Below are 25739 nucleotides of genomic sequence, written 5' to 3'. Positions count from 1 at the left end.
GGCTCTACTGTCTCGCGTTCCGCGGGAGGGAATATTTGTTTTTGCAGGGGCGGCGCCTTTTCCGGTAGCCGCCCCTCGCTATATGATCCACATCCTTCCATAGCCATTTGGGGCCAGCATGAAATTCGAGGCGTTGTTCCAACCGTTGCAGGTCGGTCCGTACAAGCTCGCGCATCGCGTCGCGATGGCGCCCTTGACGCGCATGCGGGCGGAGCGCGAAAGTTTTGCGCCGCGTCCGCTCAATGCCGAGTATTACGGCCAGCGTGCAACGCAAGGCGGCCTGATCATCGCTGAGGCTTCGCCGGTGCAGTCGACCGGCCGCGGCAACCCCGCCACACCGGGCATCTATTCGGACGCGCAGATCGCTGGCTGGCGCAAGGTCGTCGATGCCGTGCATGCCAAGGGCGGCATCATCTTCCTCCAGCTCTGGCATGTCGGCCGCGTCTCGCATTCCTCCTATCATGGCGGCGCGCTGCCGGTCTCGGCCTCGGCGATCCCGATCAAGGCCGAAGGCATGAAGGCGATGACGGCCGATGGCAAGATCGCCGACTACGAGACGCCGCGCGCGCTGGAGACGGACGAGGTCAAGGACATCGTCGAGGCGTTCCGGCAGGGCGCGAAGAACGCGCTCGCCGCCGGTTTCGACGGCGTCGAGATCCACGGCGCCAACGGCTATCTGCTCGAGCAGTTCTTGCAGTCGCGCAGCAACCAGCGCACCGATCAATATGGCGGCTCGATCGAGAACCGCGCGCGCCTGCTGCTCGAGGTCACCCAGGCCGCAATCGACGTCTGGGGCGCGAACCGCGTCGGACTGCGGCTGTCGCCCCATGGCATTGCCAATGATTCCGGCGAGCCTGATCCGATGCCGCTCTATACGCATGTCGTGAAGGCGCTCGACAAGCTCGGTCTCGCCTATCTGCACTTCATCGAGCCGCGCTCCAGCGGCGCGGGCCGCGCCGATGTCAACTGGCAGAACGTGCCCTCGGCGATGGTGCTGTTCCGTCCACACTATGGCGGCGTACTGATCACCGCCGGCGGCTTCACCGGTGAGACCGCGAACGCGGCGATCGCCGATGGCCATGCCGACATCATCGCCTTCGGCCGCATCTTCATCTCCAACCCCGATTTGCCGCGTCGCCTGCAGCACGACTATCCGATCACGCCGTACAATCGCGCGACGTTCTACGGCGGCGAGGAGAAGGGGTATACGGACTATCCGGTGTATGACGAGCTGACGCCGGCGTAAGTTATTCCCGTCATTCCGGGGCGACGCGACGGACCGCGCGAAGCGCGGCCCGGGAGCGTCGAACCCGGAATCCATCTCTCCGTCTGAACGTGGGGCCCAATGGATTCCGGGCTCGCGACTTCGTCGCGCCCCGGAATGACGAGCTTGATTTGTTGCACGACCGCTAACACAATTTCTGTCATTGCGAGCGCAGCGAAGCAATCCAGACTGTACCCGTGGAAAGACTCTGGATTGCTTCGCTGCGCTTGCAATGACGATGAGGAAACACCATGGCCAAAGCCGCAGTCGCCGCAGGGATCGCCACCGGCCGATGCCTCTGCGGCAAGGTCAGCTTCGAGATCGACGTTCCCGCGCGCTGGGCCTGGCATGATCACTCCGCGGCCAGCCGCCGGGCTCACGGCGCAGCTTACGCGACCTATGTCGGGAGCTGGAAGAAGCGGTTTCGCATCACGTCGGGCAAGACGGCGCTCACCCGCTACGAGGACAAGGCGACCAAGACCGCGCGCAGCTTCTGCTCCAACTGCGGCACGCCGATCGCCTATGAGCGCCCGCGCGGCCCGCACATGGTCAACATCCCGCGCGCGCTGTTCAACGAACGCACCGGCCGCCAGCCGCTCTATCACATCGCGATCGAAGAGCTGCAGGAATGGGCCTATACCGGCGAGCCCCTGGTGCCGCTGAAGGGTTTTCCGGGCGTGGTGTGGCAGCGCTCGAAAAAGAAGAAGCGGGCCGGTGGCGAGGATCCGTTCGAGCTCGGGCGCGAGGAGATGTGACGCGCGGCGTGCTCCGCTCGTACGCAACGCAGCCATGACCGCGCTCCATTGCGCGCATCCTCTGACTTCGGCCATCATGTCTTCGTCCTTGCGGCAACGCCCGCGAGGCCTGGAGGAAACATGAAGAACAGGATCACCGGCCGCTCCGCCTTTCTCGCGCTGCTCAAGGACGAGGGCATCACGCATCTGTTCGGCAATCCCGGCACCACCGAGCTGCCGATCATGCATGCGCTGAAGGATCATCCCGACCTCACCTATGTGATGGCGATGCAGGAGAGCCTGGTGGTCGCGATCGCCGACGGCTACAGCCGCGCCTCCGGCAAGCTCGTCGCCTGCAACGTCCATGTCGCGCCAGGTCTCGGCAATGCGATGGGCTCGCTCTACAACGCCCAGTTCACGGGCACGCCGATGATTTTGACCGCGGGCCAGCAGGAGCAGGGCCACGGGCTGATGGAGCCGGTGCTGTATGGCCCGCTGGTGCGCATGGCCGAACCGCTGGTCAAATGGGCTGTCGAGGTGACGCGGCTGGAGGACCTGCCGCGCATCGTGCGCCGCGCCGCCAAGGTCGCGACCACGCCGCCGACGGGGCCGGTGTTCATCTCGCTGCCCGGCGACATCCTGAACAGCGAGGCCGGCATCGATCTCGGCCGTTCCACGCGCATCGATGCGCGAACCAAGCCGTCGGACGAAGGGCTCATGGCTTTTGCCGCGCGTATCCTGAAAGCCGAGCGGCCAGTGATCGTCACCATGGACGAGGTGGTCAAGAGCGACGCACTCAAGGAAGCCGCCGAACTGGCCGAGCTGCTCGGCGCCGCCGCCTATCAATCCTCGACGCCCTATGGCGCGCATTTCCTCTCGGAGAGCCCGAGCTTCGTCGGCCCGCTGGCGCGGGTGCAGAAGGTCGCGCGCGATGCGCTCGCGCCGTACGACCTCCTGATCGCGCTCGGTGGCGATCCCTTGCGGATGTCGGTCTATAGCGAGGTCGATGCGCTGCCGGATGGCCTCGGCATCGTTCAGATCGGCCTCGCCGATTGGGAAATCGCCAAGAACTACGGCGCCGAGATCGCGCTCAAGGCGGACCTGAAGGAGACCCTGCGCGCGCTGATCCCCGTGGTGAAGGAGATGGGAGGCGCTGCCTTGGCGCCACGCGCCAGGCAGCGTCTCGCCGAGCTCGCGCCGAAGAACTGGAGCGCGCGGCGCGCCGCGCTGGTCGAGCAGCTCGGAAAGAGTGCCGGCCGCACGCCGATCGATCCCGACTGGATGGTGCTGCAAATGGTCGAGGCCATGCCCGGCAACGCGATCCTCGTTGACGAGGGCCTCACCTCCGGACGCCAGATCGCGAACCTGCATCCGCATCGCGATCGCTACGGCTATCATGGCCTTGCCTCCGGCGGCATCGGCTGGGGTCTGCCGGCCTCCGTCGGCGTCAGCCTAGCCAATCCGGATCGCCCCGTCGTGTGCTTCTCCGGCGACGGCAGCGCGATGTATTCGATCCAGTCGCTGTGGACCGCGGCCCACCACAAGCTGCCGCTCAACGTCGTCATCGCCAACAATGGCGGCTACCGCATCATCAAGCAGCGCTTGCTCGCCTTCCACGGCGACGACAACTATGTCGGCATGGACTTTGTGGATCCGCCGGTGGATTTCGTCGGCATCGCCAAGTCGCTGGGCTGCGAGGCGATCAAGGTGAGCGATCCCCGCGAGCTGAAGGCGACGCTGGCGTCGGCATTCAACCGGCCGGGCACGAAGTTGATCGAGGTGATGGTGGACGGGAAGGTGTAGACGGCGCCCATCGCCGTCATTGCGAGGAGCGAAGCGACGAAGCAATCCAGACCGTCCCCGCCGAGGGATTCTGGATTGCTTCGCTGCGCTCGCAATGACGATGTGGAGCCAGTGTGCGCGATGCCTCCCCAACGTCGTCCTGGCGAAAGCCAGGACCCAACCGCGTGACCTATCGATTGCGGGTGGTGCTGATCCCGAACGACCAATCTTCGTCAAACTGCTCCCTGGGGTTATGGGTCCTGGCTTTCGCCAGGACGACATTGGGGATGGGGCGCGCAGTCCCGATGATGTTGTGGAGGCACAATGCTTCTCCAACGTCGTCCCGAAGGCCCACACTGCGTGATCTCTCGGTGGCGGGTAGTGGGAGTACCGAACGACGAATCTGCGCCAAACTCCTGCCTGAGGTTATGGGTCCCGGCCCCCGTGCGCAATTGCGCACTAGGCCGGGACGACACCGAAGGTGTGACGCGACCTCCCGCCAAATCTACCCCTTCTTTCCGACCCGATGCCCCGCCGCCGGATGCGGTGCGTCGAGCCTGGCGCGTCCCTGGCCGAACAGTTTTTCCCGCAGCGTGCCCTTCGCATACTCCGGCTTGTAACGGCCGCGGCGGGTCAGCTCGGGCACCAGCATGTCGGCGATATCCTCGAAATCGCCGGGTGAGATTGCAAAGGCGACGTTGAGGCCGTCGACGTCGGTCGCCTCGAACCATTCCTCGATCTTGTCCGCGACGATCTCCGGCGTCCCGACCACGACAGGGCCGGCGCCGCCGATGCCGACATGCTCGATGACGTCGCGTACGGTCCAGACGCGGTCGGGATCGGCGCGGGTGACGTTGTCCATCGCGCTGCGGCCGGCATCGTTCTGGACGTGACGCACCTGCTGGTCGAGGTCGTAGCCGGAGAAGTTGACGCCGGTCCATCCCGACATCAGCGCCAGCGCGCCTTCGGGGCTGATGTGACGGCGGTAGTCGGCATACTTCTCCTTTGCCTCGGCCTCCGTCCGCCCGAGGATGATGGTCATCATCGAGAACATCAGGATCTCTGCAGGGTTGCGGCCGAGCGCGGCAGCCTCCTGGCGGATCGCGGCGACGCGCGGCCCGATCACCTTGGCCGAAGGCCCCGACATGAACACGCACTCGGCATGTTTTGCCGCGAACTGCCGGCCGCGTGGCGAGGTGCCGGCCTGGTACAGCACGGGCGTGCGCTGCGGCGACGGCTCGCTCAGGTGAATGGTGTTGTTGATGCGGTAGTTCGCACCCTCGTGGTTGACGCGGTGAACCTTTGCCGGATCGGTGAAGATGCCGCGCTTGCGGTCGCGCAGCACCGCGTCGTCCTCCCAGCTTCCTTCCCAGAGCTTGTAGACGACCTCCATATATTCGTCGGCGATGTCGTAGCGGTCGTCATGCGCGGTCTGCTTCTCCTTGCCGGCGCCGCGCGCGGCGCTGTCGAGATAACCGGTGACGACGTTCCAACCGATCCGTCCCTCGGTGAGATGATCCAGCGTCGACATCCGCCGCGCGAACGGGTAGGGCGGCTCGAAAGAGAGATTGCTGGTGACGCCGAAGCCGAGATTCTGCGTCACCGCCGCCATCGCCGACAGCAGCAGCAGCGGTTCGTTGGACGGCGTCTGTGCTGCATTGCGCAAAGCAGCATCCGGACTGTTGCCATAGACGTCGTACACGCCGAGCACGTCGGCCAGGAACAGCCCGTCGAACCGGCCGCGCTCCAATGTCCGGGCGAGGTCGAGCCAGTAGGGCAGGCGGTTATATTCGGCGGTGCGGTCGCGCGGATGGGTCCACAGGCCCGGCGATTGATGCGCGACGCAGTTCATCGCAAATGCGTTGAGCCGGATTTGCTTGGCCATCGTTTTGTCCCTCGGCGCCCTATGCCTGGCGCTCTTCGAATGCTAACAGTGCGCCCGATTTTGGCGAAGTTCTTGCATGGTCCCGCCATTGGCAAGGCCAAAATCGAAAAAGCACTCCTGCCTTGGCGAGCCAATCTCAAGAGAGCACGAACCAAATCCCAACCTCCCGCCACTTTCGAAGGCCCGCCCATCTCGGGTAGGCTCCTTCGCCTCGAAACGTCGAAAAAGCAAGTAATGACCAGAGCCGACGCCATCGCCCGCGCCCGCAACGACATCCAGTCCGGCGCGTTCCTCACCGAGCTCGACCGCCGCGTCGCCTACCGGACCGAGAGCCAGAATCCGTCGCGCGGTGCCGAGCTGCGCGCCTATCTGGAACAGGAGATGCAGCCCGCCTTCGCCGCACTCGATTTCGAGAGCCGGCTGGTGGAATCCCCGAGCGGCAAGGCGCCGTTCCTCATTGCCGAGCATCACGAGAGCGCCTCGGTTCCGACCGTGCTGATCTACGGCCATGGCGACGTCGTCGACGGCATGGAAGGCGAGTGGGGCGAGGGCCGCGATCCCTGGCGCACCACCACGGCCGGCGCGCGCGTCTATGGCCGCGGCACCGCCGACAACAAGGGCCAGCACAGCATCAACATGGCGGCGCTGCGTGCGGTGCGCGAGGTTCGCGGCGGCAAGCTCGGCTTCAATGCCAAGTTCATTGTCGAGATGGGCGAGGAGATCGGCTCGCCCGACCTCGGCAAGGTCTGCGATGCCAATCGCGACGCCCTGAAGGCCGACCTCTTCATGGCCTCGGACGGTCCGCGCCTGTCCGCCGACCGGCCGACGCTGTTCCTCGGCTGCCGCGGCGGCATCCGCATCCATCTCGACGTGAACTTGCGCGATGGCGGGCACCATTCCGGCAACTGGGGCGGCGTGCTCGCCAACCCCGCGACCATTCTGGTCAACGCCATTTCCACGCTGGTTGACGGCCATGGCCGCCTCCAGCTCGAGGCCCTGAAGCCGCCGCGGCTCACCAACCAGATCCGCAGCTATCTCGCGGATGTGCAGGTCGTGCCGACCGAGGACGAGCCGGCGCTCGCCGACAATTGGGGCGAGGAGGGGCTATCGCCCGCCGAACGGCTCTATGCCTGGAACACGCTCGAAGTCTTGGCGATGTCATCAGGCAATTTCGAGAAGCCGGCGAATGCCATTCCCGGCCATGCCAATGCCGTGCTGCAATTGCGTTTCGTCGTCGGCACCAGGATCGACGGGCTGGTCGAGGCCATCCGCGCGCACCTTGTGGGACACGGCTTTCCGATGGTCGAGGTGCGGGCGGCGCAGAGCTTTGCCGCCTCGCGCACCGATTTCGACAGCCCCTGGATCAAATGGGCGGCGGACTCGGTGCAGAAGACCACCGGCAAGGCGCCGGCCGTGCTGCCCAATTTCGGCGGGTCGTTGCCCAACGACGTGTTTTCCGAGATACTGGGACTGCCGACGATCTGGGTGCCGCACTCCTATCCCGGCTGCTCCCAGCATGCGCCCAATGAGCACATCCTGCTTCCGCTGACCGAAGAGGCCTTGACGGTGATGGCCGGCCTGTTCTGGGATCTCGGCGAATTGCCGCGGCCGTTAACCTGAGCCGCGATCCAGCCGAAAGTCACATTCTATTTCGGCCCGATTTGTGCTTGCATCCGCCCGCATCATCCTGAAAGGGGAAGAAAAAGTGAGACATTTCCGTAGCATCGGCCTCGCACTCGCCGCGACCTTCGCCGTCAGCCAGGCCAGTGCCGAGGAGCTGACCGGCACGCTGAAGAACATCAAGGACACCGGCGCCATCACGCTGGGCTTCCGCGACTCCTCGATCCCGTTCTCCTATCTCGACGACAACCAGAAGCCCGTCGGGTTCGCGATGGACATCTGCTACAAGATCGTCGACGCCGTGAAGAAGGAGCTCAAGCTCGACAAGCTCGAGGTCAAGCTCAATCCGGTGACGTCGGCGACCCGTATCCCGCTGATGGCCAACGGCACCATCGATCTCGAATGCGGCTCGACCACCAACAACGCCGAGCGGCAGAAGCAGGTCTCGTTCACCAACACTCACTTCCTCACCGCCAGCCGCTACGTGTTCAAGAAGTCGAGCGGTCTGAAGTCGATCGACGACCTCAAGGGCAAGACGGTGGTCTCGACCGCCGGCACAACCAACATCAAGCAGCTCACCGAAGCCAACGTCGCGCGTGGTCTCGGCGCCAACATCATCCCGGCCAAGGACCATGCCGAAGCCTTCCTGATGGTCGAGACCGACCGCGCCGTCGCCTTCGTGATGGACGACATCCTGCTCGCGAGCCTCGTCGCCGGCTCGAAGAATCCGTCCGACTACGTGATCTCCAAGGACGCGTTCTCCAAGCCCGAGCCCTACGGCATCATGCTGCGCAAGGACGATGCGCCCTTCAAGAAGGTGGTCGATGCGGCGACCGCGGCGCTCTACACCTCGGGCGAAGGCCAGAAGATCTACGACAAGTGGTTCATGCAGAAGATTCCGCCGAAAGGGCTGAACCTCAACACGCCGATCTCCGACGAGCTGAAGCACGAGTTCGCAAAGCCCTCGGACTCGCCGAACCCGGACGACTATAAGTAAGCTTTGCTCGCTCGCCGCCGAGCAATGGCCTGATCATTGCATGAGCGGCGCCACAACTTCCGCCTCTCCCCGCGTGCGGGGAGAGGCCGGCTCGCACCGCTAGATGCGATCCGGGTGAGGGGGGACTCTCCGCAGGCTCGGTGCCGGAGATGTCCCGGCAAGACTGAAACCCTCATGGTGAGGAGCCGCGAAGCGGCGTCTCGGACCATGAGGCCCGAGCTGCGGCCTTCGTCCTTCGGGACGCGGCGAAGACGCCGCTCCTCAGGATGAGGATCAGCTTCGATCATTCTGGAGGAGAATGGTCGGAGGCCTGAAAGACAGTTCGTACAATCGGCGCGTTCGCGCGGGGGACACGTGACCTACAACTGGAACTGGGGAATCTTTTTCCAGCCGAACCCGATGGGGACCGGCACCTATCTCGACTTGCTGTTGTCTGGGCTGGTGCTGACCCTCGAGACCGCGGTGCTGGCCTGGATCATCGCGCTCATCACCGGCTCGATCGTCGGCGTGATGCGCACGCTGCCCTCAAGGGGCGCCTACTGGTTCGGCTTCGCTTACGTCGAATTTTTCCGCAACATGCCGCTCCTGGTGCAGCTCTTCCTGTGGTTCTTCGTGCTGCCTGAAATCCTGCCGAAGGCCGCCGGCCTGTGGCTGAAGCAATTGCCGAACGCACCGTTCTGGACCGCCTCGATCGGCGTCGGCCTGTTCATGTCGGCACGCGTCGCCGTGCAATTGCAGGCCGGCATCGGCTCGCTGCCGCGCGGGCAACGGCAGGCGGCCACTGCGCTGGGTCTGACGACCGTGCAGGGCTATCGCTACGTGCTGCTGCCGATGGCGTTCCGCATCATCCTGCCGCCGCTGACCTCCGAGTTCCTCAACACCATCAAGAACACCGCGGTGGCGATCACGATCGGCCTGCTCGAACTCACCGGACAGGCGCGCTCGATGCAGGAGTTCTCGTTCCAGGTGTTCGAGGCCTTCACCGCCGCGACCATCCTCTACCTCCTCGTCAACGCCGTCGTCGTGACCGGCATGCGCATCCTCGAGCGCTATGTCGCGATCCCCGGCTACATCACGGGGAAATAGCGATGCTCGGTAGTTTCGATTTCGACGTCATCCGCCGCTCGCTGCCGTATCTCTTCTACGAGGGCATGACGTTCACGCTGACGCTGACGGCGCTCTCCGCGCTCGGCGGCCTGATCTTCGGCACCGCGATCGCCCTGATGCGGCTCTCGGGCTACAAGATACTCGGCCGCATCGCCGGCCTCTATGTCGACTTCATGCGCTCGCTGCCGCTGGTGCTCGTCATCTTCTGGTTCTACTTCCTGGTGCCCTATATCGGGCAGTGGCTGACCGGCGCCTCGCGTCCGATCAGCGTCGGCGCCTTCGCCTCCTCGCTCATCACCTTCATCATGTTCGAGGCGGCGTACTTCTCGGAGATCATGCGCGCCGGCATCCAGTCGATCTCGCGCGGCCAGCCGGCGGCGGCCAACGCGCTCGGCCTGACCTATGCCCAGACCATGCGCTACGTCGTGCTGCCGCAGGCCTTCCGCAACATGCTTCCGGTGCTGCTGACCCAGACCATCGTGCTGTTCCAGGACACCTCGCTGGTTTACGTGCTCTCGATCCCGGATTTCCTCGGCGCCGCGAGCAAGGTCGCGCAGCGCGACGGCCGTCTGGTCGAGATGTATCTGTTCGCGGCCCTTGTCTATTTCACTATCTCCTGCGTTGCGTCCGTCGGCGTCCGCCGCCTGCAGTCGCGCATCGCCATCATTCGTTAGAGCCTTGTCATGATCGAGATCAGTCACGTCGACAAATGGTACAGCACCGCGTTTCAGGTGCTGAAGGACTGCACCACCAACGTCGCCAAGGGCGAGGTGGTGGTGGTGTGCGGGCCCTCGGGCTCGGGCAAATCCACGCTGATCAAATGCGTCAACGCGCTGGAGCCGTTCCAGAAGGGCGATATCACCGTCGACGGCACCAAGGTCAACGATCCCAGGACCGATCTGCCGAAGCTGCGCGCCCGCGTCGGCATGGTGTTCCAGCACTTCGAGCTGTTCCCGCACCTGAAGATCATCGACAATCTCTGCCTCGCCCAGGAGAAGGTGCTGGGCCGGGCGCATGACAAGGCCGTTACCAAGGGTATGATGCTCTTGGAGCGCGTCGGGCTGAAGGAGCATGCGCAGAAATTCCCCGCGCAGCTCTCCGGTGGCCAGCAGCAGCGCGTCGCGATTGCACGCGCGCTGGCGATGGATCCGATCGCCATGCTGTTCGACGAGCCGACCTCCGCGCTCGATCCCGAGATGATCAGCGAGGTGCTCGACGTCATGGTCGACCTCGCCCGCGAGGGCATGACCATGATGGTCGTCACCCACGAGATGGGCTTTGCCCGCAAGGTCGCCAACCGCGTGATCTTCATGGACCGCGGCGAGATCGTCGAGGACGCGCCGAAGGACGATTTCTTCGGCAAGCCCCGCAGCGACCGCGCGCAGAAGTTCTTGTCGAAGATTTTGTCGCACTAACTCCCATCGTCATTCCGGGGTGCGCCGAAGGCGCAGGCCCGGAATCCATAACCCCGGCCGGTGGTTATGGATTCCGGGCTCGCCGCTGCGCGCCGCCCCGGAATGACGAGTTGAGGGTTTCGTGACATCAACAAATTTCGTATAGGAACTGGCAAATCCCCATTCCGCCAGGAGACTTCCCTTGGACTCGATCGCCTACGTCAACGGCTCATTCGTCCCGCTCTCGAACGCCAAGATATCGATCCTCGACCGCGGCTTCCTGTTCGCCGACGGCATCTACGAGGTCGCGGCCGTGCTCGACGGCAAGCTGGTCGACAATGCCTCGCATCTGGCGCGGCTGGAGCGGTCGGTCGGCGAGATCAAGCTCAAGCTGCCGATGACGGTCGAGCGCATCACCGAGATCCAGAAGGAACTCGTCGCGCGCAACAAGGTCGCCAACGGCCTCGTTTATCTCCAGGTGACGCGCGGCGCCGACAAGGGTCGCGACTTCGCATTCCCCAAGGGCGACGTGGAGTCGAGCCTGGTGATGTTCACCTCGGAGAAGGACATCGTCGGCGCGGCCTCGGCCAAGACCGGCATCAACGTCATCACGGTCCCCGACATCCGCTGGGAGCGGCGCGACATCAAGAGCGTGGCGCTGCTGGCGCAGGTGCTGGCGAAGCAGGCCGCGGCCGAGGCCGGTGCCGGCGAGGCATGGATGCTCGAAGACGGCTTCGTCACCGAGGGCGGCTCGTCCTCGGCGTTCATCCTGACCCAGGACGACGTCATCGTGACCCGCCAGAATTCCAACGCGATCCTGCCGGGGTGCACCCGCAAGGCCGTGGTCGCCCTCGCCGAAGAGCGCCAGCTCCGCGTCGAGGAGCGTTCCTTCACGGTCGCGGAAGCGCTCGCCGCCAAGGAAGCCTTCATCACCTCGGCCTCGCTGTTCGTGCAGCCGGTGGTCGCGATCGACGGCAAGACGGTCGGCGACGGCAAGCCCGGCCCGATGGCCAAGCGGCTGCGGGAGATCTACGTGGAGTTCGCCAAGGCGACGGGGGTTTAGCGAACCACGCTCCCAGTTGACGAAGGGGCGCGATGCAGTTGCCACACACTCCGCCGTCATCGCCCGGCTTGACCGGGCGATCCAGTACGCCGCGGCAGTGCATGGGACATCTGGCGTCTCTGGAATACTGGATGCCCCGCCTTCGCGGGGCATGACAGTGAGAATGTGGAAGCGGCGTCGCGTTCATCATGCGATCGACGGCATCCCGCCGCCTCACGCCACCGACGCCTTCACCTTCACCGGGTGGACGGCGCGGAACGCGATCGCGATCCTGTTCCAGGCATTGATGGCCGCGATTAGCATGGTCAGGTTCACCGTCTCCTCGTCGGAGAACTGCGCGCGCACCTGCTCGTACACGTCGTCGGGAGCGTGCGTCTGCGAGATCAGCGTCACCGACTCGGTCCAGGCGAGCGCCGCGCGCTCGCGGTCGGAATAGAGCGGGGATTCACGCCAGGCGCTGAGCAGATAGATGCGCTGCTCGGTCTCGCCGCGTTTGCGCGCGTCTTCGGTGTGCATGTTGATGCAAAAGGCGCAGCCGTTGATTTGCGATGCGCGGATCTTGACGAGCTCGATCAGCGACTTCTCGAGGCCCGTCGACTGGATCTGCTCTTCCAGCGCCATCAGTGCCTTCAGCGTGTCGGGTGCAGCCTGGTAGAAATTCATGCGGGGCTTCATGGTCGTTCTCCTTACTTTGCGGATTGATGTCAGTGCGCTTCCCCGGCCGAGAGGTGGCCGGGCTTCTTCAGGAAGAGGGCGGCGACCAGGGCCACGATCAGGGCCATGCCGAGCAGATAGAAGGTGTCGCTGAACGCGAGGATATAGGCCTGCTTCTGCACGATATGGCCGATCGCGACATAGGCGCGATGGGAGGCGTCGGCGCGGTCGAGGACGCCGTGATTGACGAAATATTGTGTGAGCTGTTCCAGCCGCGTCCGGGTCGCCTGCTCGAACACCGAGACCGACTGCATCAGCACGTTGGAGTGATACTGCTCGCGCTTGGTCAGGAGCGTTTGCAGCAGTGCGATGCCGATGGCGCCGCCGAGGTTGCGCATCATGTTGAACAGGCCCGATGCGGAGCCGGCATTCTCCGGCTCGATCCCGGCAGTGGCGACGGCCGAGAGCGGTGCGAATACAAAGGCCTGTCCCACGGCACGAACGACGTTGGGCCAGAACAGCTGATCGGTCGCGTAGTCATTCGTCATATAGATGTTCATGAAATTTGAGATCGCGAACAGCGCGAAGCCGATGCCGATAATGATCCGGGCATCGAAGCGCTGCATCAGCCGCGGCACGAGCGGGATCAGCAACAGCTGCGGCAAGCCGGTCCAGGCCAGAACCATGCCGATCTGTTCGGCGTTGTAGCCCTGGATGCGCGACAGATAGACGGGCATGATGAACACCGAACCGTACAGCGCGATGCCGAGCAGGAAGTTGGCGAGGATGCCGAAACCGAAATTGCGGCGAACCAGCAGACGCAGGTTCAACAGCGGCTTCTTCGCAGTAAGTTCGATCAACAGAAAGGCGGTCAGCGCAATGGCGGCGATAATGGACAGTTTGACGATGAAAGGCGAGCCGAACCAGTCGTCCTTGTTGCCTTCTTCCAGCACGGTCTGCAGCGCGGAGAGGCCGATCGCCATGGTGATGATGCCCGGCCAGTCGCCCTCGCGCAGCAGCGGCAGCTTCATCGGTTTGGCTTCCAGCGAGAACCACAGCATCGCGATCATCAGCGTGCCGGGCACCAGGTTGACGTAGAAGATGTACTGCCAGCCCCAGTTCTCGGTCAGATAACCGCCAATGGTCGGGCCGATGGCTGGCGCGAATGTCGCAGAGATCGCAAACAGCGCAAGTCCGATCGGCTGCTTCGCCTTCGGCAAGAGCGTGATGATCAGTGTGAACGCCATCGGGATCAATACGCCGCCGGAAAAGCCCTGCACGGCGCGCAGAACGATCATCTGCGGCAAGTCTTGCGCCAGCGCGCAGGCCGCCGAGAACACCAGAAATAAGGTCGCGTTGGTGAGCAGATAGATGCGGATCGAGAACACCTGTGCCAGCCAGCCGGACAGCGGGATCACGACGATCTCGGCGATCAGGTAGGAGGTCGAGATCCAGCCGCCGTCGTCGATGCCGGCGCCGATCGCACCCTGGATGTCTGCAAGCGAGGCGTTGACGATCTGGATGTTCAGCACCGCCATGAAGGCGCCGAGCGTTGCGCCGACCACGGCGATCCAGGTTTTTGCGGAGACCGCTGGCGTTGCCGGCATAGCCGGGGCGGGAATGCTGGCGGCGGAAGCGGCGTTGAGGGCGGGTTGGAGCGTGCTCATGGAAGCCTCGTCTCGATTACGGAGACAGAATGCATTAGGCGGATGGTTTCGATAATCGAGGAAGTCTTGGAAGGATCGTCCGGCGGGTCTTGATAATCCTGCCGCGATCGATGGACCTCAGCTGCCGTTCGGACGCGCCGTATTGTCAGCCAGACGTTCGCTGGTCTCGCGTTCGGCCAGCACGGTCGCCTTGGTGTCGACGGTCGGCACCGCCGACATGCCGGGCCGCAACAGGCCGGCCAGGCGGTGGTCGTCGAGCACGATCTTCACCGGCACGCGTTGCACGATCTTGGTGAAATTGCCGGTGGCGTTGTCGGGCGGCAGTAGCGCGAATTCGAGCCCGCTCGCCGGCGACAGGCTGTCGACATGGCCGCGCAGGGTCTCGTTGCGGAAGCTGTCGATGCGCAGCTCGACCGGCTGGCCCGGGCGCACATGCGTGAGCTGCGTCTCCTTGAAATTCGCGACGACGTAGACCGCATCGAGCGGCACCACCGCCATCAATTGCGTGCCCGCCTGCACGTACTGGCCAACACGTAGCGAACGGGCGCCGACCGTGCCGTCGACCGGCGCGGTGATCCCGGTATAGGACAGGTTCAATGAGGCCTGCTCAGCGACCGCGCGGGCGCGCGCGAGCTGGGCGACGGCCTGAGCGCGTTGCGTGGTGAGCACGTCGACCTTGCGCTGTGCGGCCAACAGGCCTGACTTCGCGTGCTGCAATTGCGCGTTGCTGGCGCCCAGCGCTGCGTCGGTCTGCTGCGCACGCTGGATCGTGCCCGAGCCCGATTTCATCAGGTCGTCGTAGCGGGCGCGCTCTTCCTGCGCGAATTTCAGATTGGCCTCGGCCGCGGCGACGTCCGCCGTGCCCTGCTCGATGATCGGCTGCTGCAGTTCGAGCTGGGCATCGAGGTTGCGCACCGAGGCTTCAGCGGCCGCGACATCAGCGCGGGCCTGCTCGAGCGCGGTCTTGAAATCGCGGTCGTCGATCTTGGCCAGTAGCTGGCCCGCCTTGACCTTCTCGTTGTCGCCGACCAGCACCTGGGCGATGTAGCCCGAGACCTTTGGCGCGATGATCGTGGAATCCGCCTTCACGTAGGCGTCGTCGGTGGATTCGAGGTAGCGGCCGGTCGTCAGGTAGCTGTAGCCGAAGTCGCCGGCCGCAGCGATGCCGAGCGCCAGCGCCAGCCCGATGGCTGCCCGCTTGATCGCCTGCCGCGACGGGCGGAGGCTGATTTTGTTTTTGGTTTCAGTAACATAAGAAGCGTTCGACATGACATCTCCGGATCGCCAGACGTCCCGTTCCGAAGGGGGCGCTGCTGTCGAGCGTGAAGATGCGCTGTCCCGGCCCTTGTGATAATCCATGAAGAATTGGAAGCATTATCCAGTAAGAGCGGATAATCGGAGCCTCACGAGATGGACCGCTTCACCAGCCTTACGGCCTTCGTCCGGGTGGTCGAGAACGGTGGCTTTTCCGCCGCTGCGCGCCGGCTCAACATGTCGACAACCATGGTCAGCAACCACGTGCAGGCGCTGGAGGACCGGCTCGGCGTGCGGCTGCTCAACCGCACCACGCGGAAGGTGAGCCTCACCGAAATCGGCAAGGCCTATTACGACCGCTCCACCCAGATCCTCGCCGACCTCGAACAGGCCGACGACATTGCGAGCGAATTGCAATCGGAGCCCCGCGGCACGCTGCGCATCCACTCCGCCACGCACATGGTGCCCTTCGTCGCGCCGGTGGTGGCAAAGCTCCTGGCGACCTATCCGGAGATCAAGGTCGATCTGCGCATGGGCGAGGCCGAGGTCGATCTGATCGAGGAAGGCTACGACGTCGCCCTGCGCATGATCTCGCCGCCGGATTCGAGCCTGATCGTCCGCAGCCTCGCCACCTGGCGCCACGTGCTGTGCTGCTCGCACGACTATCTCGAAAAGCACGGCCGCGTTCAGAAGCTCGAGGAGCTCACCGCGCATAATTGCGGTCGTCACGTGAACTATCCCTTCGGCGACGACTGGCGCTTCTTCGACCGCAAGGGAACGCCGGCATCGGTGCGCATCTCGGGCAGCTTCGTCACCAACAGCGGGGAGGCGTTGCGGAAGGTGGCGCTGGAAGGCGCCGCCGTCTGCCTGATGGCCGGATTTCTCATTCGCGACGATCTCGAAGCAGGCCACCTGGTTCGTCTGTTGCCCGAATACCGGCCGGTCGAGATGTCGATGAACGCAGTCTATCCACACCGGCACCATTTGTCCGCGAAGGTCAGGACCTTCATCGACATGCTCGTGCTTCACAGTGCGGAGCAGCAGAAGCTGATCAATCCCTATTCCTGAGGAGAAGGGCTCCCTCCAGAGTGTTCATTGTGGAGACACCTCCACCCCAGCCCTCCCCCGCAAGCGCGAGAGGAGCGCACCTTCCCTCGCGGTTCCTAACCAGACTTAACCGCATCATGCATCTAGCGCGCCGGCGCAGGCAGTCGCCCGAACACCTTCTCCATCGCCATTCCGATCGCGAGCAATCGGCGGTCGCTCCCCGCAGGACCATCGAGCTCAAGGCCGACAGGCAATTTGCTCGATGCGCCGAGCGCGACCGGGATCTGGATGCCAGGAATGCCGGCATTGCTGCCGGGATCGGTGTTCTGGATGAATAGCAGGAAGTTCGGCAGGCTGCTGGAATCGGGATTCGAGTCGATCGCGACCTTCGGCGTGGTCGGGAAGGCGAGGGCATCGAGCTTATTCTTCGTGAACGTGTCCCGATAGAGCGTCTGGAGCGTCGGCCGACCGGTCTTCATGGCCGCATCATAGGCCGGCTTGCCGTCGACCACCGTGTTGTCGGGGCCGGGCAACTTGCGCGGGATGACGAGACCCTCATAGGTGCCTTTCACATCGGGGCTCGCAATCTCCTTGGCCAGGGCCTCGATGGTGAGGCCGGTGCCGGTGTGCTTGAGATAGGCGACCATGTCGTCGTTGGCCTCGAAGATCGCGACGGGGAAGCTCACTTTGCCGTTGAGCTCATTAAGCTCTGGCATATCGACATCGAGCACGGTGACGCCTTGCGACTTGAGCTTGTCGATCACCCCGTTGAAGGCGGCATCGGTATCGCCGTCGAGATTGGCCTGCATGGTCTTCACCACGCCAATGCGCACCTGCTTCAGATCGGCGGGCGCGATCGTGCCACCGCCGGCGATGACCCGGTCGAGCGCCGCGACATCAGTCATGGTGGCGGCCATCGGGCCCGCGGTATCGCGGGTGTGGGAGATCGGCGCGATGCCGCCTTGCGGATAGCGGCCGACGGTCGGCCGCAGCGACGCACAGCCATTGAGCGCGCAGGGGACCCTGACGGAGCCGCCGGTGTCGGTGCCAAGGCCCGCGGTGACGATCCGCGCGCCGATCGCGGCTGCCGTTCCGGACGAGGAGCCGCCGGCGATCTTGCTGTTGTCATAGGCGTTGCGGACGCCGGGCTCGCTGCCGGTCTTGAAGCCCGCATTGTAGCCCGAGATGCCGAAGGCGAGCTCATGCATGTTGGTCTTGCCGATGATGATCGCGCCGGCCGCGCGCAGTTTTGCCGCGACGGGCGCGTCCTGCTTCGGCACGAAGCTCTTGAGGGCTGGCGTGCCGGCGCTGGAGGGCAGCCCCGCGACCTCGATATTGTCCTTGATCACGATCGGCACGCCGCCAAGGGGCTTGCAGGCGCCCTTCTTGCGCCGCGCGTCGAAGGCCTCGGCGGCCTTCATGGCGCCGGCTTCATCAAGCGTGATGAAGGCGTTGAGGTTGGGATTGGCCTTGGCGCGCGCCAGCGCTGCCGAGGTCAGTGCCTTGCTGGTGATCTTGCCGGCGCAGAGATCGGTTGCGGCCCGGGTCATGGTCAGCTGATCGAGATCAATCGCCTGTTGCGCGAGGGCGGGTACCGCGCCGGCCACCAGGACGAAGCTCGCGATGGCTGAATTCAGCGGAAGCGGTCTGCGTTGCATGAGGCTCCCCATCGGTGAAGGTGACCGCCGAAGCTTACCTCGCCGCCGCGCCGGCGCGTGTCCTCATTTTTGAGGACGCAGGCCCGTCAGGCTGCTCGGGCCGATACCGGGCGGGTCAGTAACCCCCCGACCTCGGCCTTTACCTTCGTGATTGCGGCGTCCTTCACCGGGCCGTAGCCGCGGATCTCCATCGGTGCCCTGGCGATCGCGATCATGTCGGACAGGCCAGTCGCATCGAGCCGGGCGAGCATCGCCTCGATCAAGCCTTCATACCAGCCGATCAGCTCCCGTTCCGCGCGCCGCTCGGCGGTGTAGCCGAACGGATCGAACGGCGTGCCGCGCAACACCTTCAGCCGCGCCAGCGCGGCCAGCGGCATCTGGATCCATTGGCCGAAGGCGCGCTTACGCGGCCGACCCCGTGCGTCGCGCCGTGAGGGAAGGAAGGGCGGGGCGAGGTGGTAATTGACGCGGAAATCACCGTCGAACTCACGCTTCAGGATGTCGAGGAAGCCGGACTGCATATGCAGGCGCGCCACTTCGTACTCGTCCTTGTAGGCCATCAGCTTGAACAGGGAGCGTGCGACCGCGTCGGTCAGCGCCTCGCTACCCAATCTTGACTCGGCACGACGCACCTTCGCGATCATCTCCCGATAGCGCGCGGCATAGGCAGCATCCTGGTAGGCGGTCAGGAATTCGGCACGACGGTCGATGATCTGATCGAGCGTCTCGGCGGCGGGAGCGCTCTTGGGCCTGGGCAGAAACTCCGGATCGGCGGCGGCGATCCGACCCCAGGCGAAAGCCTGCTTGTTGCGTTCAACGGAGACGCCATTGAGCTCGATCGCGCGGAGCAACGCCTCCAGCGAGAGCGGCACAAGTCCGCGCTGCCAGGAAAAGCCAAGCATGATGATGTTGGCATAGACGCTATCGCCGAGCAGGCTTTCGGCCAACGCGTTGGCGTTGATCGTGTCGAGATTGACTTCGCCGATGACCCGGGCGATCGCGCGCAGGCGCGCGGGCGAGGCGAGATCGGCATCGCGGAAACGGACGACGTCCCCGGTCGGCATCTCCGCGGTGTTGATCGCCGCGCGTGTGCCGCGGCGATACGTGCCGGACGCCTTTGGCGCGGAGCTCACGACGAGGTCGCAACCGATCAGCGCATCCGCCGCGCCCTGATCGATGCGCACCTGGTGCAGTGCCTCAGGGGACGCCGCCAGGCGGATGTAGCTCAGCACGGGACCGAATTTCTGCGCAAAGCCCGTAAAGTCCAGCACCGAGGCGCCGCGGCGTTCGAGATGCGCCGCCATGCCGATCAGCGCGCCGACCGTGATCACGCCGGTGCCGCCGACGCCGGTCACGAGCAAATCGTAGGGACGATCGAGCGATGCGGGGGCGGGCAGGGGAAGCGTTGCAGCGCGGCTGGTCGCGTCGATACTGCTCGCCGTCTTCGCCCGGCGCGTGGCACCCTCAACGGTGACAAAACTCGGGCAGAAGCCGTTGAGGCAGGAGAAATCCTTGTTGCAGGCCGAGAGGTTGATCTGGCGTTTGCGGCCGAATGGCGTCTCCTTCGGCTCGACGCTGAGGCAGTTGGACTCAACCGAGCAGTCGCCGCAGCCCTCGCAGATGAGATCGTTGATATAGGCGAAGCGCTTCGGATCGATCATCTGCCCGCGCTTGCGCCGACGCCGCTTCTCGGTGGCGCAGGTCTGCTGATAGATCAGCACGGAGACGCCGGGGACGTCGCGCAGATCGCGCTGCACGGCGTCCATCTCCTCGCGCGGATGGATAGTCGCCCCGGAGGGCAGATCCGCAGGTGAAAACTGCGAGGGCTCGTCCGACACCAGCGCGATGCGCGAAACACCTTCGGCGCGGACGCTGTGGGCGATGGCGTGCACGCCTATGGGGCCGTCGACCGGCTGGCCGCCGGTCATGGCGACCGCGTCGTTGAACAGGATCTTGTAGGTGATGTTGGCGCCTGCCGCGATAGCCTGCCGGATCGCCATCGAGCCGGAGTGATAATAGGTGCCTTCGCCGAGGTTCTGGAACACGTGCTTGTGGCCGGTGAATCTCGACGAGGCCGCCCAGTTCACGCCTTCGCCGCCCATCTGGATCAGCGAGGATGTCTCGCGGTCCATCCAACTCGCCATGAAATGGCAGCCGATGCCGGCCAGCGCCCTCGATCCCTCCGGCACCTTCGTCGACGTGTTGTGCGGGCAACCGGAGCAGAAGTAGGGCGTGCGCGTTGCGCCGGTGACGTTGATCGTGCGCTCTGCCTCCGGCGTAAGCGTGGCGGCACGCGCGGCGAGATTGAGGCCCGGAAACATTGGATCGAGCCGGCGCGCCAGCACAGACGCGAGCGCGCGGGGCGACAATTCACCGATCCAGGAGATCAGCCGCGCGCCGGTCTCGTCGTGCTTGCCGACCATGCGCTCGGGCTTTGCGCCGGGATAGTCGTAAAAGTATTCCTTGAACTGGCTCTCGATGATGCCGCGCTTCTCCTCGACCACCAAAATCTCGCGCTTGCCCTTCACGAATTCCATCGCGTCGTGCAGCGCCAGCGGCCAGACCATGCCGACCTTGTAGACGTCGATGCCGATGCTGCGGCACGCCGCTTCATCGAGACCCATCAGCCGCAGCGCCTCCATCAGGTCGAGATGCGCCTTGCCTGTCGTGACGATGCCGTAGGTCGCATGCGGGATGTCGTAGATGTGGCGGTCGATGGGATTGGCTTTTGCGAAGGCGTAGACCGCATGCTTCTTCGCCTCCAGCCGCTCCTCGATCTGCGGCCCCGGCAGGTCGGGCCAGCGATAGTGCAGCCCGCCCGGCGGCGGCACGAAGTCGGGCGTGCGGAAGGCGCGCGGCGGGCGCAATGCGACAGAGGCGCCCGATTCCACGATCTCCGAGATCGCCTTGAAGCCGACCCACATGCCGGAGAAGCGGCTCAGCGCATAGCCATATTCGCCGAACTCGAGATATTCGCCGACGCTGGCCGGATGCAGCGTCGGCATGAACCAGCTCATGAAGGCAACGTCGGACTGGTGCGGCATCGAGGAGGAGACGCAGCCATGGTCGTCGCCCGCGACCACCAGCACGCCGCCATGCGGCGAGGAACCATAGGCGTTGCCGTGCTTCAGCGCATCGCCGGAGCGGTCGACGCCGGGTCCCTTGCCATACCACAGCCCGAACACGCCATCGACCTCGCGATCTGCTTGGGTCTCGACCTGCTGCGAGCCGAGCACCGCAGTTGCCGCAAGATCCTCGTTCACGGCCGGCAGGAATTCGATGCGGTCTCGCTTCAGCTGCTCTTTGATGCGCCAGAGTTCGAGATCGATGCCGCCGAGCGGCGAGCCGCGATAGCCGGAGATGAAGCCGGCGGTGTTGAGCCCGGCCGCGCGGTCGCGCCGCGCCTGGTCGAGTGCAATCCGGACGATGGCCTGTGTGCCTGTGAGGAAGACGCGGCCGTGTTCGCGGTCGTAGCGGTCGGAGAGTTCGTAACTGTCGAGTGATGGAATGGCGTCCATGGCGGACCTCGCGCGGCATCCCTGCCGAATACGCTGAGATTAAGCCCGGGTGGGTGGTAGGTCTTACCTATCTATTCCGATATGGCCTGAAATTTGGTATGATCTTCCAGTTTACGGTACAATATGGTATAAACTATCGGACTGAGGAGCTTTGGTGATCGAAGATCAGGACGCGCGGATTCTCGCCCATCTCCAGAAGGACGGCCGCGCCACCAACCAGCAACTCGCGGACGCGGTCGGCATGTCGACGTCGGCCTGCTGGCGTCGGGTGCGCGCGCTCGAGGAGACTGGCGTCATCCAGGGCTATGCGGCGCTGGTTGCGCGGGAGCGGGCGGGTTTTGCGATGTCCGCCATCCTCCATGTATCGCTAGAGCGGCACGACGCGAAATTCGTCGATGAGTTCGTCGCGCGGGTGACGAAGCGTCGCGAAGTGCTGGAGTGCTTTGCGACCACGGGTGACGCCGACTATCACCTGCACGTCGTTGTGCAGGACATGGCCGCCTACAACAGGTTTCTCGACGAATTCATGTTCCGCATTCCCGGCATCCGCTATGTCCGCAGCAACGTGGTGCTCAAGGAGATCAAGACCGGCGTGGCGCTGCCGTTTTGAGACGAATTGGCATGAGGTGGGATTGATTGAGCCGCGAGCTCGCTCAACCTCTCCCGCTTGCGGGGGAGGTCGGCGCGAAGCGCCGGGTGGGGGCTCTCACCACATCCGGAGCCTCGATTGCGGAAGCCCCCCACCCCACCGCTCCCCCGCAAGCGGGAGAGGGAGCGCACCGCCCTTGCGGACGCAACGAGACCTAATTTCGTCCCGCCCCAGCAGTCGTAGACGAGTGGCTACTGCCCCTCGCGCACGAACCGATTGCGCAAGCTGCCGATGCCGGCGATGTCGATCTCCACGACGTCGCCATGCTTGATGTCCGGCGAGGCTCCATCCGTGCCCATCCAGATCACGTCGCCCGGCCAAAGCGTAAAATACTTCGTCAGTTCGACCAGGAACGGCACCACGCCGAAGATCATGTCGTTGGTGCGGAAGCGGTTGGTCTCCTTGCCATTGACCCTGACGACGGTTTCCATGCTGCCGAGATCAGCCTCCGTCTCGATCCACGGTCCCATCGGCTTGAACGTGTCGGCGTTCTTCGACCGCCACAGGCTGCGATCGGCCTTCTGCCAGGTGCGCTCGCTGACGTCGTTGCCGATGGTATAGCCGAACACGCAATCCATCGCGCTCTGTTCAGTCAGATGCTTCACCTTCTTGCCGATGACGACGACGAGTTCGCCTTCGTAGTGAATTTTCTCGGTCGCGAAAGAGGGGATCACGACGTCCTCATCATGCGCGATCAGTGCGTTCTGGGCACGATAGCCGATCTCGGGCCGGTCGGGCACGGCCGGCACCTCGCCGCGCTTGTCGGCGGCCTCTTTCAGGTGCTTCAGATAGTTCAAGCCGACGCAATAGAAGGTGCGCGGCACCAGCGGCAGCTCGATCTTCACCTGTGACAGCGGATGCGTGCGTGAGGTGCGCTGCCATTCGCCAAAGGGCTCACCGTCGACCGCGATCACCTGGTCGCCTTCGATGATCCCCCAGGAGGTTTTGCCTGAGGCGGTGAATTTCAACCAACGCATGTCCGATCCTCGCTCTATTCCGCCGCATCACGCGGCTGCGCCTTCCAGGCGCCCACGGCAGGCCGCTTCAGGCCCAGATTCTCGCGCAGCGTCTTGCCGCGATAGTCCTTCTGGAACAAGCCACGGCGCTGCAGCTCCGGCACGACGTGGCGCACGAAATCGGCGTAGGAGCCGGGCACGTAGGTCGCGGCGATGACGAAGCCATCACAGCCGCGCTCGACGAACATTTCTTCGAACTTGTCGGCAATCTCCTTGGGGCCGCCGACCATCGCGTCCTGCACCTGGCCGCGGCCGGAGAAGGTGACGAAGTCGCGCGCGCTCGGATTGCTCTTCCCCGACGTCTTCAGCACGCCGTCGCGAATGCCCAGAATGCCCTGCATGCTCTTCAGTTCTTCGGTCGTGAGCGGCTCGTCCAGTCCCTTGGACGCGAAGTCGTAGTTAAGCGCTTCCGCGAGCAGCGACAGGGCGTCGATCTGGAGCGGCAGCTTGTTGATCAGCGCCATCCTGTCCTCGGCCTCCGCATTGGTCGCGGCGCAGACCGGCGTCGTCAGGTTGCAGAGGAACATCTGGTCGGGATCGCGGCCGGCCTTGGCGGCTTCGTTGCGCACTGCCGCGTAGCTTTCCTTGGCGGCCGTGAGGTTGCGCGCGGCGGTGAAGATCACCTCGCCCCAGCGTCCGGCAAAGCGCTGGCCGCGGCCGGAGGCGCCGGCCTGTATGATGACGGGATGGCCCTGGTCCGAGCGCGGCACTGTGAACGGCCCGCGTGACTTGAAGAACTCGCCCTTGTGGTCGAGCCGCTTCACCTTGGCCGGATCGGCAAAGCGGCCGCTCGTCTTGTCCATGATGAGAGCGCCGTCTTCCCAGGTATCCCAATGACCGAGCACGACCTCCATGAACTCGTCGGCGCGGTCGTAGCGGGAGTCGTGCTCGGGATGGGAGTCCTTTCCCATGTTGAGCGCCTCGCCGTCGTTCAGCGAGGTAACGACGTTCCAGCCCGCACGTCCGCCCGACATCAGGTCGAGCGTCGCGAAGCGGCGGGCGACATCGAAGGGTTCGTAATAGGTGGTCGAGCAGGTCGCCCCAAGGCCGAGCTTCTCGGTGACCATGCCCATCGTCGTCAGCACGATCAGCGGATCCATCTTCACGCAGCGGATGCCGTATTCGACGGTGTGGGCGTGGTCGTTGCCGTAGCGGTCCGGCATCGCCAGGCGGTCGTCGAAGAACGCCATGTGGAATTTGCCGGCCTCGAGAATTCTGGCGATCTCCTGATAGTAGTCCGCCGACATCGAATCCTCGCGCGACTCCGGATGCCGCCAGGAGCTCGGCAAATTGGTGCAATTTTGCGCCTGGAGGAAGCCGACCAGTGCCATCTGCCGCGTCATGCTGCTGCTCTCCAAGATTCCGTCAGGCCAGATCGAGCTCATTATCGAGCTTGTAGTCACGCGCGAGCGCGCGCAGCTTCTCCCAGGTCGCATCCTCGATCTCGATGCCGTCGCGCAGCCGCTGTTGCTCGCGCATGTGCTCGATCTCGCCGGGATAGAACACGCCCTTGCTTCCTTCGGAGGGCGGAGTCGATTTCAGGTAGCGCGCGAACTCGGCGACCTCGCGCTTGAAGTCTTGCAACGGCCGGAAGGCCGCGACGTTGAACACCGCCATGAAGCAGCCGTCATTGTGCCGGCCGGTCGGCTCGACGCCGAAGCCGAGACCTGTGAGCAGGCCGCAGAGCACTTCGACCATGGCGGCAAGGCCGCTACCCTTGTAGCCCTCGGTGCCGCCGAGCGGTAGCAGCGCGCCGCCCTTGCGGTACTGCGTGGGGTCGGTGGTGTGCCGTCCCTCGGCATCGATGATCCATCCCGTTGGAATCTCTTCGCCGCGTGCCACCGCAAGCTGGATCTTGCCGGCGGCCACCGCCGAGGTCGCCATGTCCAGATAGAAGGGCGCGTAGAGATCGGACGGCACCGCGATCGAGATCGGGTTGGTACCGAGCCGCGCCTCCCGGCCGCCGAACGGCGCCACATGCTTGGGCGAGCGGCCGGAGTCCGCCGTCGCAATCCCGATCATGCCTTCGCGCATCGCCATCATCGGATAGGCGGCGAGACGGCCGACATGGCTCTGCCGGAACACGGTGCAGGCGGCGACATTCGCCGTCTTCGCCTTCTCGATCGTCAGCGCCATCGCCTTGGCGTTGACGTGGAAGCCAAAACCCCAATTCCCGTCGATCACGGTCGTGGTCGGCGATTCCTGGACGATGGTCCATGGCGCGCCGGGGACGATATGCCCGGCCTTGACGCGATCGATATAGGTGGGAACCGCTATCACGCCGTGGGAATCATGCCCGGCGAGGTTGGCGTTGACGCAGCCGACGGCGACCGCGTCGGCTTCCTCAGTGGATGCCCCGGCGGCCCGGAGCAGCGCGGCGCTGATGCGCGTGAGGCGTTCGGCCCTGACGATTGGCATGGCGTTCCCTCG

20 protein-coding genes are annotated in these 25739 nt (G+C 64.5%); 11 read left to right on the top strand and 9 right to left on the bottom strand.

Annotation, left to right across the window (positions count from 1 at the left end):
* The first annotated feature begins 118 nt into the window (after nt 1-118).
* The 3 genes from AYJ54_RS29870 (at nt 119) to AYJ54_RS29860 (ending at nt 3801) form a co-directional block, all read left to right on the top strand.
* Complete coding sequence (locus tag AYJ54_RS29870; protein ID WP_063704679.1) at nt 119-1246, top strand: alkene reductase; 1128 nt, start codon at nt 119-121, stop codon at nt 1244-1246.
* 269 nt (nt 1247-1515) lie between these two features.
* On the top strand, nt 1516-2019 hold the full coding sequence (locus tag AYJ54_RS29865; RefSeq protein WP_063704677.1) for a GFA family protein: 504 nt from the start codon (nt 1516-1518) through the stop codon (nt 2017-2019).
* Nucleotides 2020-2139: 120 nt separating this feature from the next.
* Nucleotides 2140-3801 (top strand): thiamine pyrophosphate-binding protein, encoded by a 1662-nt coding sequence (locus tag AYJ54_RS29860; protein ID WP_063704675.1) that lies wholly within the window; start codon nt 2140-2142, stop codon nt 3799-3801.
* 484 nt (nt 3802-4285) lie between these two features.
* Here the strand turns inward: AYJ54_RS29860 and AYJ54_RS29850 are convergent, their stop codons facing one another.
* Nucleotides 4286-5665 carry an LLM class flavin-dependent oxidoreductase gene (locus AYJ54_RS29850; RefSeq protein WP_063704671.1) on the bottom strand — a complete coding sequence of 460 codons (1380 nt, stop codon included), beginning with the start codon at nt 5663-5665 and terminating at the stop codon, nt 4286-4288.
* Nucleotides 5666-5899: 234 nt separating this feature from the next.
* Between AYJ54_RS29850 and AYJ54_RS29845 the strand changes: the two genes are divergently transcribed.
* From AYJ54_RS29845 to AYJ54_RS29820, 6 genes are all read left to right on the top strand, one after another.
* Nucleotides 5900-7285, top strand: coding sequence for a M20 family metallopeptidase (locus AYJ54_RS29845; RefSeq protein WP_063704669.1), 1386 nt, complete (start codon nt 5900-5902; stop codon nt 7283-7285).
* An 85-nt stretch (nt 7286-7370) separates the two neighbouring features.
* On the top strand, nt 7371-8282 hold the full coding sequence (locus AYJ54_RS29840; protein WP_063704885.1) for an amino acid ABC transporter substrate-binding protein: 912 nt from the start codon (nt 7371-7373) through the stop codon (nt 8280-8282).
* 354 nt (nt 8283-8636) lie between these two features.
* Nucleotides 8637-9368 carry an amino acid ABC transporter permease gene (locus tag AYJ54_RS29835; protein WP_063704667.1) on the top strand — a complete coding sequence of 244 codons (732 nt, stop codon included), beginning with the start codon at nt 8637-8639 and terminating at the stop codon, nt 9366-9368.
* Between the two features lie 2 nt (nt 9369-9370).
* The gene (locus tag AYJ54_RS29830; protein WP_063704665.1) at nt 9371-10063 is read left to right on the top strand and encodes an amino acid ABC transporter permease; all 693 of its coding nucleotides are present in this window, start codon (nt 9371-9373) and stop codon (nt 10061-10063) included.
* A 9-nt stretch (nt 10064-10072) separates the two neighbouring features.
* Nucleotides 10073-10804, top strand: a complete 732-nt coding sequence (locus tag AYJ54_RS29825; protein WP_063704663.1) for an amino acid ABC transporter ATP-binding protein — start codon at nt 10073-10075, stop codon at nt 10802-10804.
* 181 nt (nt 10805-10985) lie between these two features.
* A complete protein-coding gene (locus AYJ54_RS29820) occupies nt 10986-11846 on the top strand; it encodes a D-amino-acid transaminase (RefSeq protein ID WP_063704661.1) in 861 nt (286 codons plus the stop codon).
* 213 nt (nt 11847-12059) lie between these two features.
* On the opposite strand, the gene AYJ54_RS29815 is transcribed toward AYJ54_RS29820, so the two are convergent.
* From AYJ54_RS29815 to AYJ54_RS29805, 3 genes are all read right to left on the bottom strand, one after another.
* The gene (locus AYJ54_RS29815) at nt 12060-12521 is read right to left on the bottom strand and encodes a carboxymuconolactone decarboxylase family protein (protein WP_063704659.1); all 462 of its coding nucleotides are present in this window, start codon (nt 12519-12521) and stop codon (nt 12060-12062) included.
* 29 nt (nt 12522-12550) lie between these two features.
* The gene (locus tag AYJ54_RS29810) at nt 12551-14167 is read right to left on the bottom strand and encodes an MDR family MFS transporter (RefSeq protein WP_063704657.1); all 1617 of its coding nucleotides are present in this window, start codon (nt 14165-14167) and stop codon (nt 12551-12553) included.
* Between the two features lie 117 nt (nt 14168-14284).
* Nucleotides 14285-15436 (bottom strand): HlyD family secretion protein, encoded by a 1152-nt coding sequence (locus AYJ54_RS29805; protein WP_063704655.1) that lies wholly within the window; start codon nt 15434-15436, stop codon nt 14285-14287.
* Nucleotides 15437-15577: 141 nt separating this feature from the next.
* On the opposite strand from AYJ54_RS29805, the gene AYJ54_RS29800 reads away from it, so the two are divergent.
* Nucleotides 15578-16489 (top strand): LysR family transcriptional regulator, encoded by a 912-nt coding sequence (locus AYJ54_RS29800; protein WP_063704653.1) that lies wholly within the window; start codon nt 15578-15580, stop codon nt 16487-16489.
* A gap of 122 nt (nt 16490-16611) precedes the next feature.
* On the opposite strand, the gene iaaH is transcribed toward AYJ54_RS29800, so the two are convergent.
* Together iaaH and AYJ54_RS29790 are read right to left on the bottom strand one after the other, a co-directional pair.
* Nucleotides 16612-18039: an indoleacetamide hydrolase gene (iaaH, locus tag AYJ54_RS29795; protein WP_063704883.1), complete on the bottom strand. Its 1428-nt coding sequence runs from the start codon at nt 18037-18039 to the stop codon at nt 16612-16614.
* Nucleotides 18040-18212: 173 nt separating this feature from the next.
* Nucleotides 18213-21644: an indolepyruvate ferredoxin oxidoreductase family protein gene (locus AYJ54_RS29790; protein WP_063704650.1), complete on the bottom strand. Its 3432-nt coding sequence runs from the start codon at nt 21642-21644 to the stop codon at nt 18213-18215.
* Between the two features lie 154 nt (nt 21645-21798).
* Here AYJ54_RS29790 and AYJ54_RS29785 point away from each other — a divergent pair, with 154 nt between their 5' ends.
* Complete coding sequence (locus AYJ54_RS29785; protein WP_063704881.1) at nt 21799-22254, top strand: Lrp/AsnC family transcriptional regulator; 456 nt, start codon at nt 21799-21801, stop codon at nt 22252-22254.
* A gap of 230 nt (nt 22255-22484) precedes the next feature.
* Here AYJ54_RS29785 and AYJ54_RS29780 read toward each other — a convergent pair whose 3' ends face one another.
* The 3 genes from AYJ54_RS29780 to AYJ54_RS29770 are packed head-to-tail and all read right to left on the bottom strand — an operon-like array spanning nt 22485 to nt 25727.
* On the bottom strand, nt 22485-23270 hold the full coding sequence (locus tag AYJ54_RS29780) for a fumarylacetoacetate hydrolase family protein (protein WP_063704648.1): 786 nt from the start codon (nt 23268-23270) through the stop codon (nt 22485-22487).
* Nucleotides 23271-23284: 14 nt separating this feature from the next.
* Nucleotides 23285-24652, bottom strand: coding sequence for an LLM class flavin-dependent oxidoreductase (locus AYJ54_RS29775; RefSeq protein WP_063704879.1), 1368 nt, complete (start codon nt 24650-24652; stop codon nt 23285-23287).
* A 22-nt stretch (nt 24653-24674) separates the two neighbouring features.
* Nucleotides 24675-25727 (bottom strand): Ldh family oxidoreductase, encoded by a 1053-nt coding sequence (locus tag AYJ54_RS29770; protein ID WP_063704646.1) that lies wholly within the window; start codon nt 25725-25727, stop codon nt 24675-24677.
* Nucleotides 25728-25739 lie beyond the last annotated feature (12 nt).

Source organism: Bradyrhizobium centrolobii, from assembly GCF_001641635.1.
GTDB lineage: Bacteria > Pseudomonadota > Alphaproteobacteria > Rhizobiales > Xanthobacteraceae > Bradyrhizobium > Bradyrhizobium centrolobii.
Note: the sequence above shows the minus strand (reverse complement) of the source record. Positions and strands in the feature narration are given on the sequence as shown.

What these genes read in the sequence shown, in the direction of transcription:
- AYJ54_RS29870 (WP_063704679.1), top strand. Translation starts at nt 119, where the DNA reads ATGAAATTCGAGGCGTTGTTCCAACCGTTGCAGGTCGGTCCGTACAAG.
- AYJ54_RS29865 (WP_063704677.1), top strand. Translation starts at nt 1,516, where the DNA reads ATGGCCAAAGCCGCAGTCGCCGCAGGGATCGCCACCGGCCGATGCCTC.
- AYJ54_RS29860 (WP_063704675.1), top strand. Translation starts at nt 2,140, where the DNA reads ATGAAGAACAGGATCACCGGCCGCTCCGCCTTTCTCGCGCTGCTCAAG.
- AYJ54_RS29850 (WP_063704671.1), bottom strand. Translation starts at nt 5,665, where the DNA reads ATGGCCAAGCAAATCCGGCTCAACGCATTTGCGATGAACTGCGTCGCG.
- AYJ54_RS29845 (WP_063704669.1), top strand. Translation starts at nt 5,900, where the DNA reads ATGACCAGAGCCGACGCCATCGCCCGCGCCCGCAACGACATCCAGTCC.
- AYJ54_RS29830 (WP_063704665.1), top strand. Translation starts at nt 9,371, where the DNA reads ATGCTCGGTAGTTTCGATTTCGACGTCATCCGCCGCTCGCTGCCGTAT.
- AYJ54_RS29825 (WP_063704663.1), top strand. Translation starts at nt 10,073, where the DNA reads ATGATCGAGATCAGTCACGTCGACAAATGGTACAGCACCGCGTTTCAG.
- AYJ54_RS29815 (WP_063704659.1), bottom strand. Translation starts at nt 12,521, where the DNA reads ATGAAGCCCCGCATGAATTTCTACCAGGCTGCACCCGACACGCTGAAG.
- AYJ54_RS29810 (WP_063704657.1), bottom strand. Translation starts at nt 14,167, where the DNA reads ATGAGCACGCTCCAACCCGCCCTCAACGCCGCTTCCGCCGCCAGCATT.
- AYJ54_RS29805 (WP_063704655.1), bottom strand. Translation starts at nt 15,436, where the DNA reads ATGTCGAACGCTTCTTATGTTACTGAAACCAAAAACAAAATCAGCCTC.
- AYJ54_RS29800 (WP_063704653.1), top strand. Translation starts at nt 15,578, where the DNA reads ATGGACCGCTTCACCAGCCTTACGGCCTTCGTCCGGGTGGTCGAGAAC.
- AYJ54_RS29790 (WP_063704650.1), bottom strand. Translation starts at nt 21,644, where the DNA reads ATGGACGCCATTCCATCACTCGACAGTTACGAACTCTCCGACCGCTAC.
- AYJ54_RS29780 (WP_063704648.1), bottom strand. Translation starts at nt 23,270, where the DNA reads ATGCGTTGGTTGAAATTCACCGCCTCAGGCAAAACCTCCTGGGGGATC.
- AYJ54_RS29775 (WP_063704879.1), bottom strand. Translation starts at nt 24,652, where the DNA reads ATGACGCGGCAGATGGCACTGGTCGGCTTCCTCCAGGCGCAAAATTGC.
- AYJ54_RS29770 (WP_063704646.1), bottom strand. Translation starts at nt 25,727, where the DNA reads ATGCCAATCGTCAGGGCCGAACGCCTCACGCGCATCAGCGCCGCGCTG.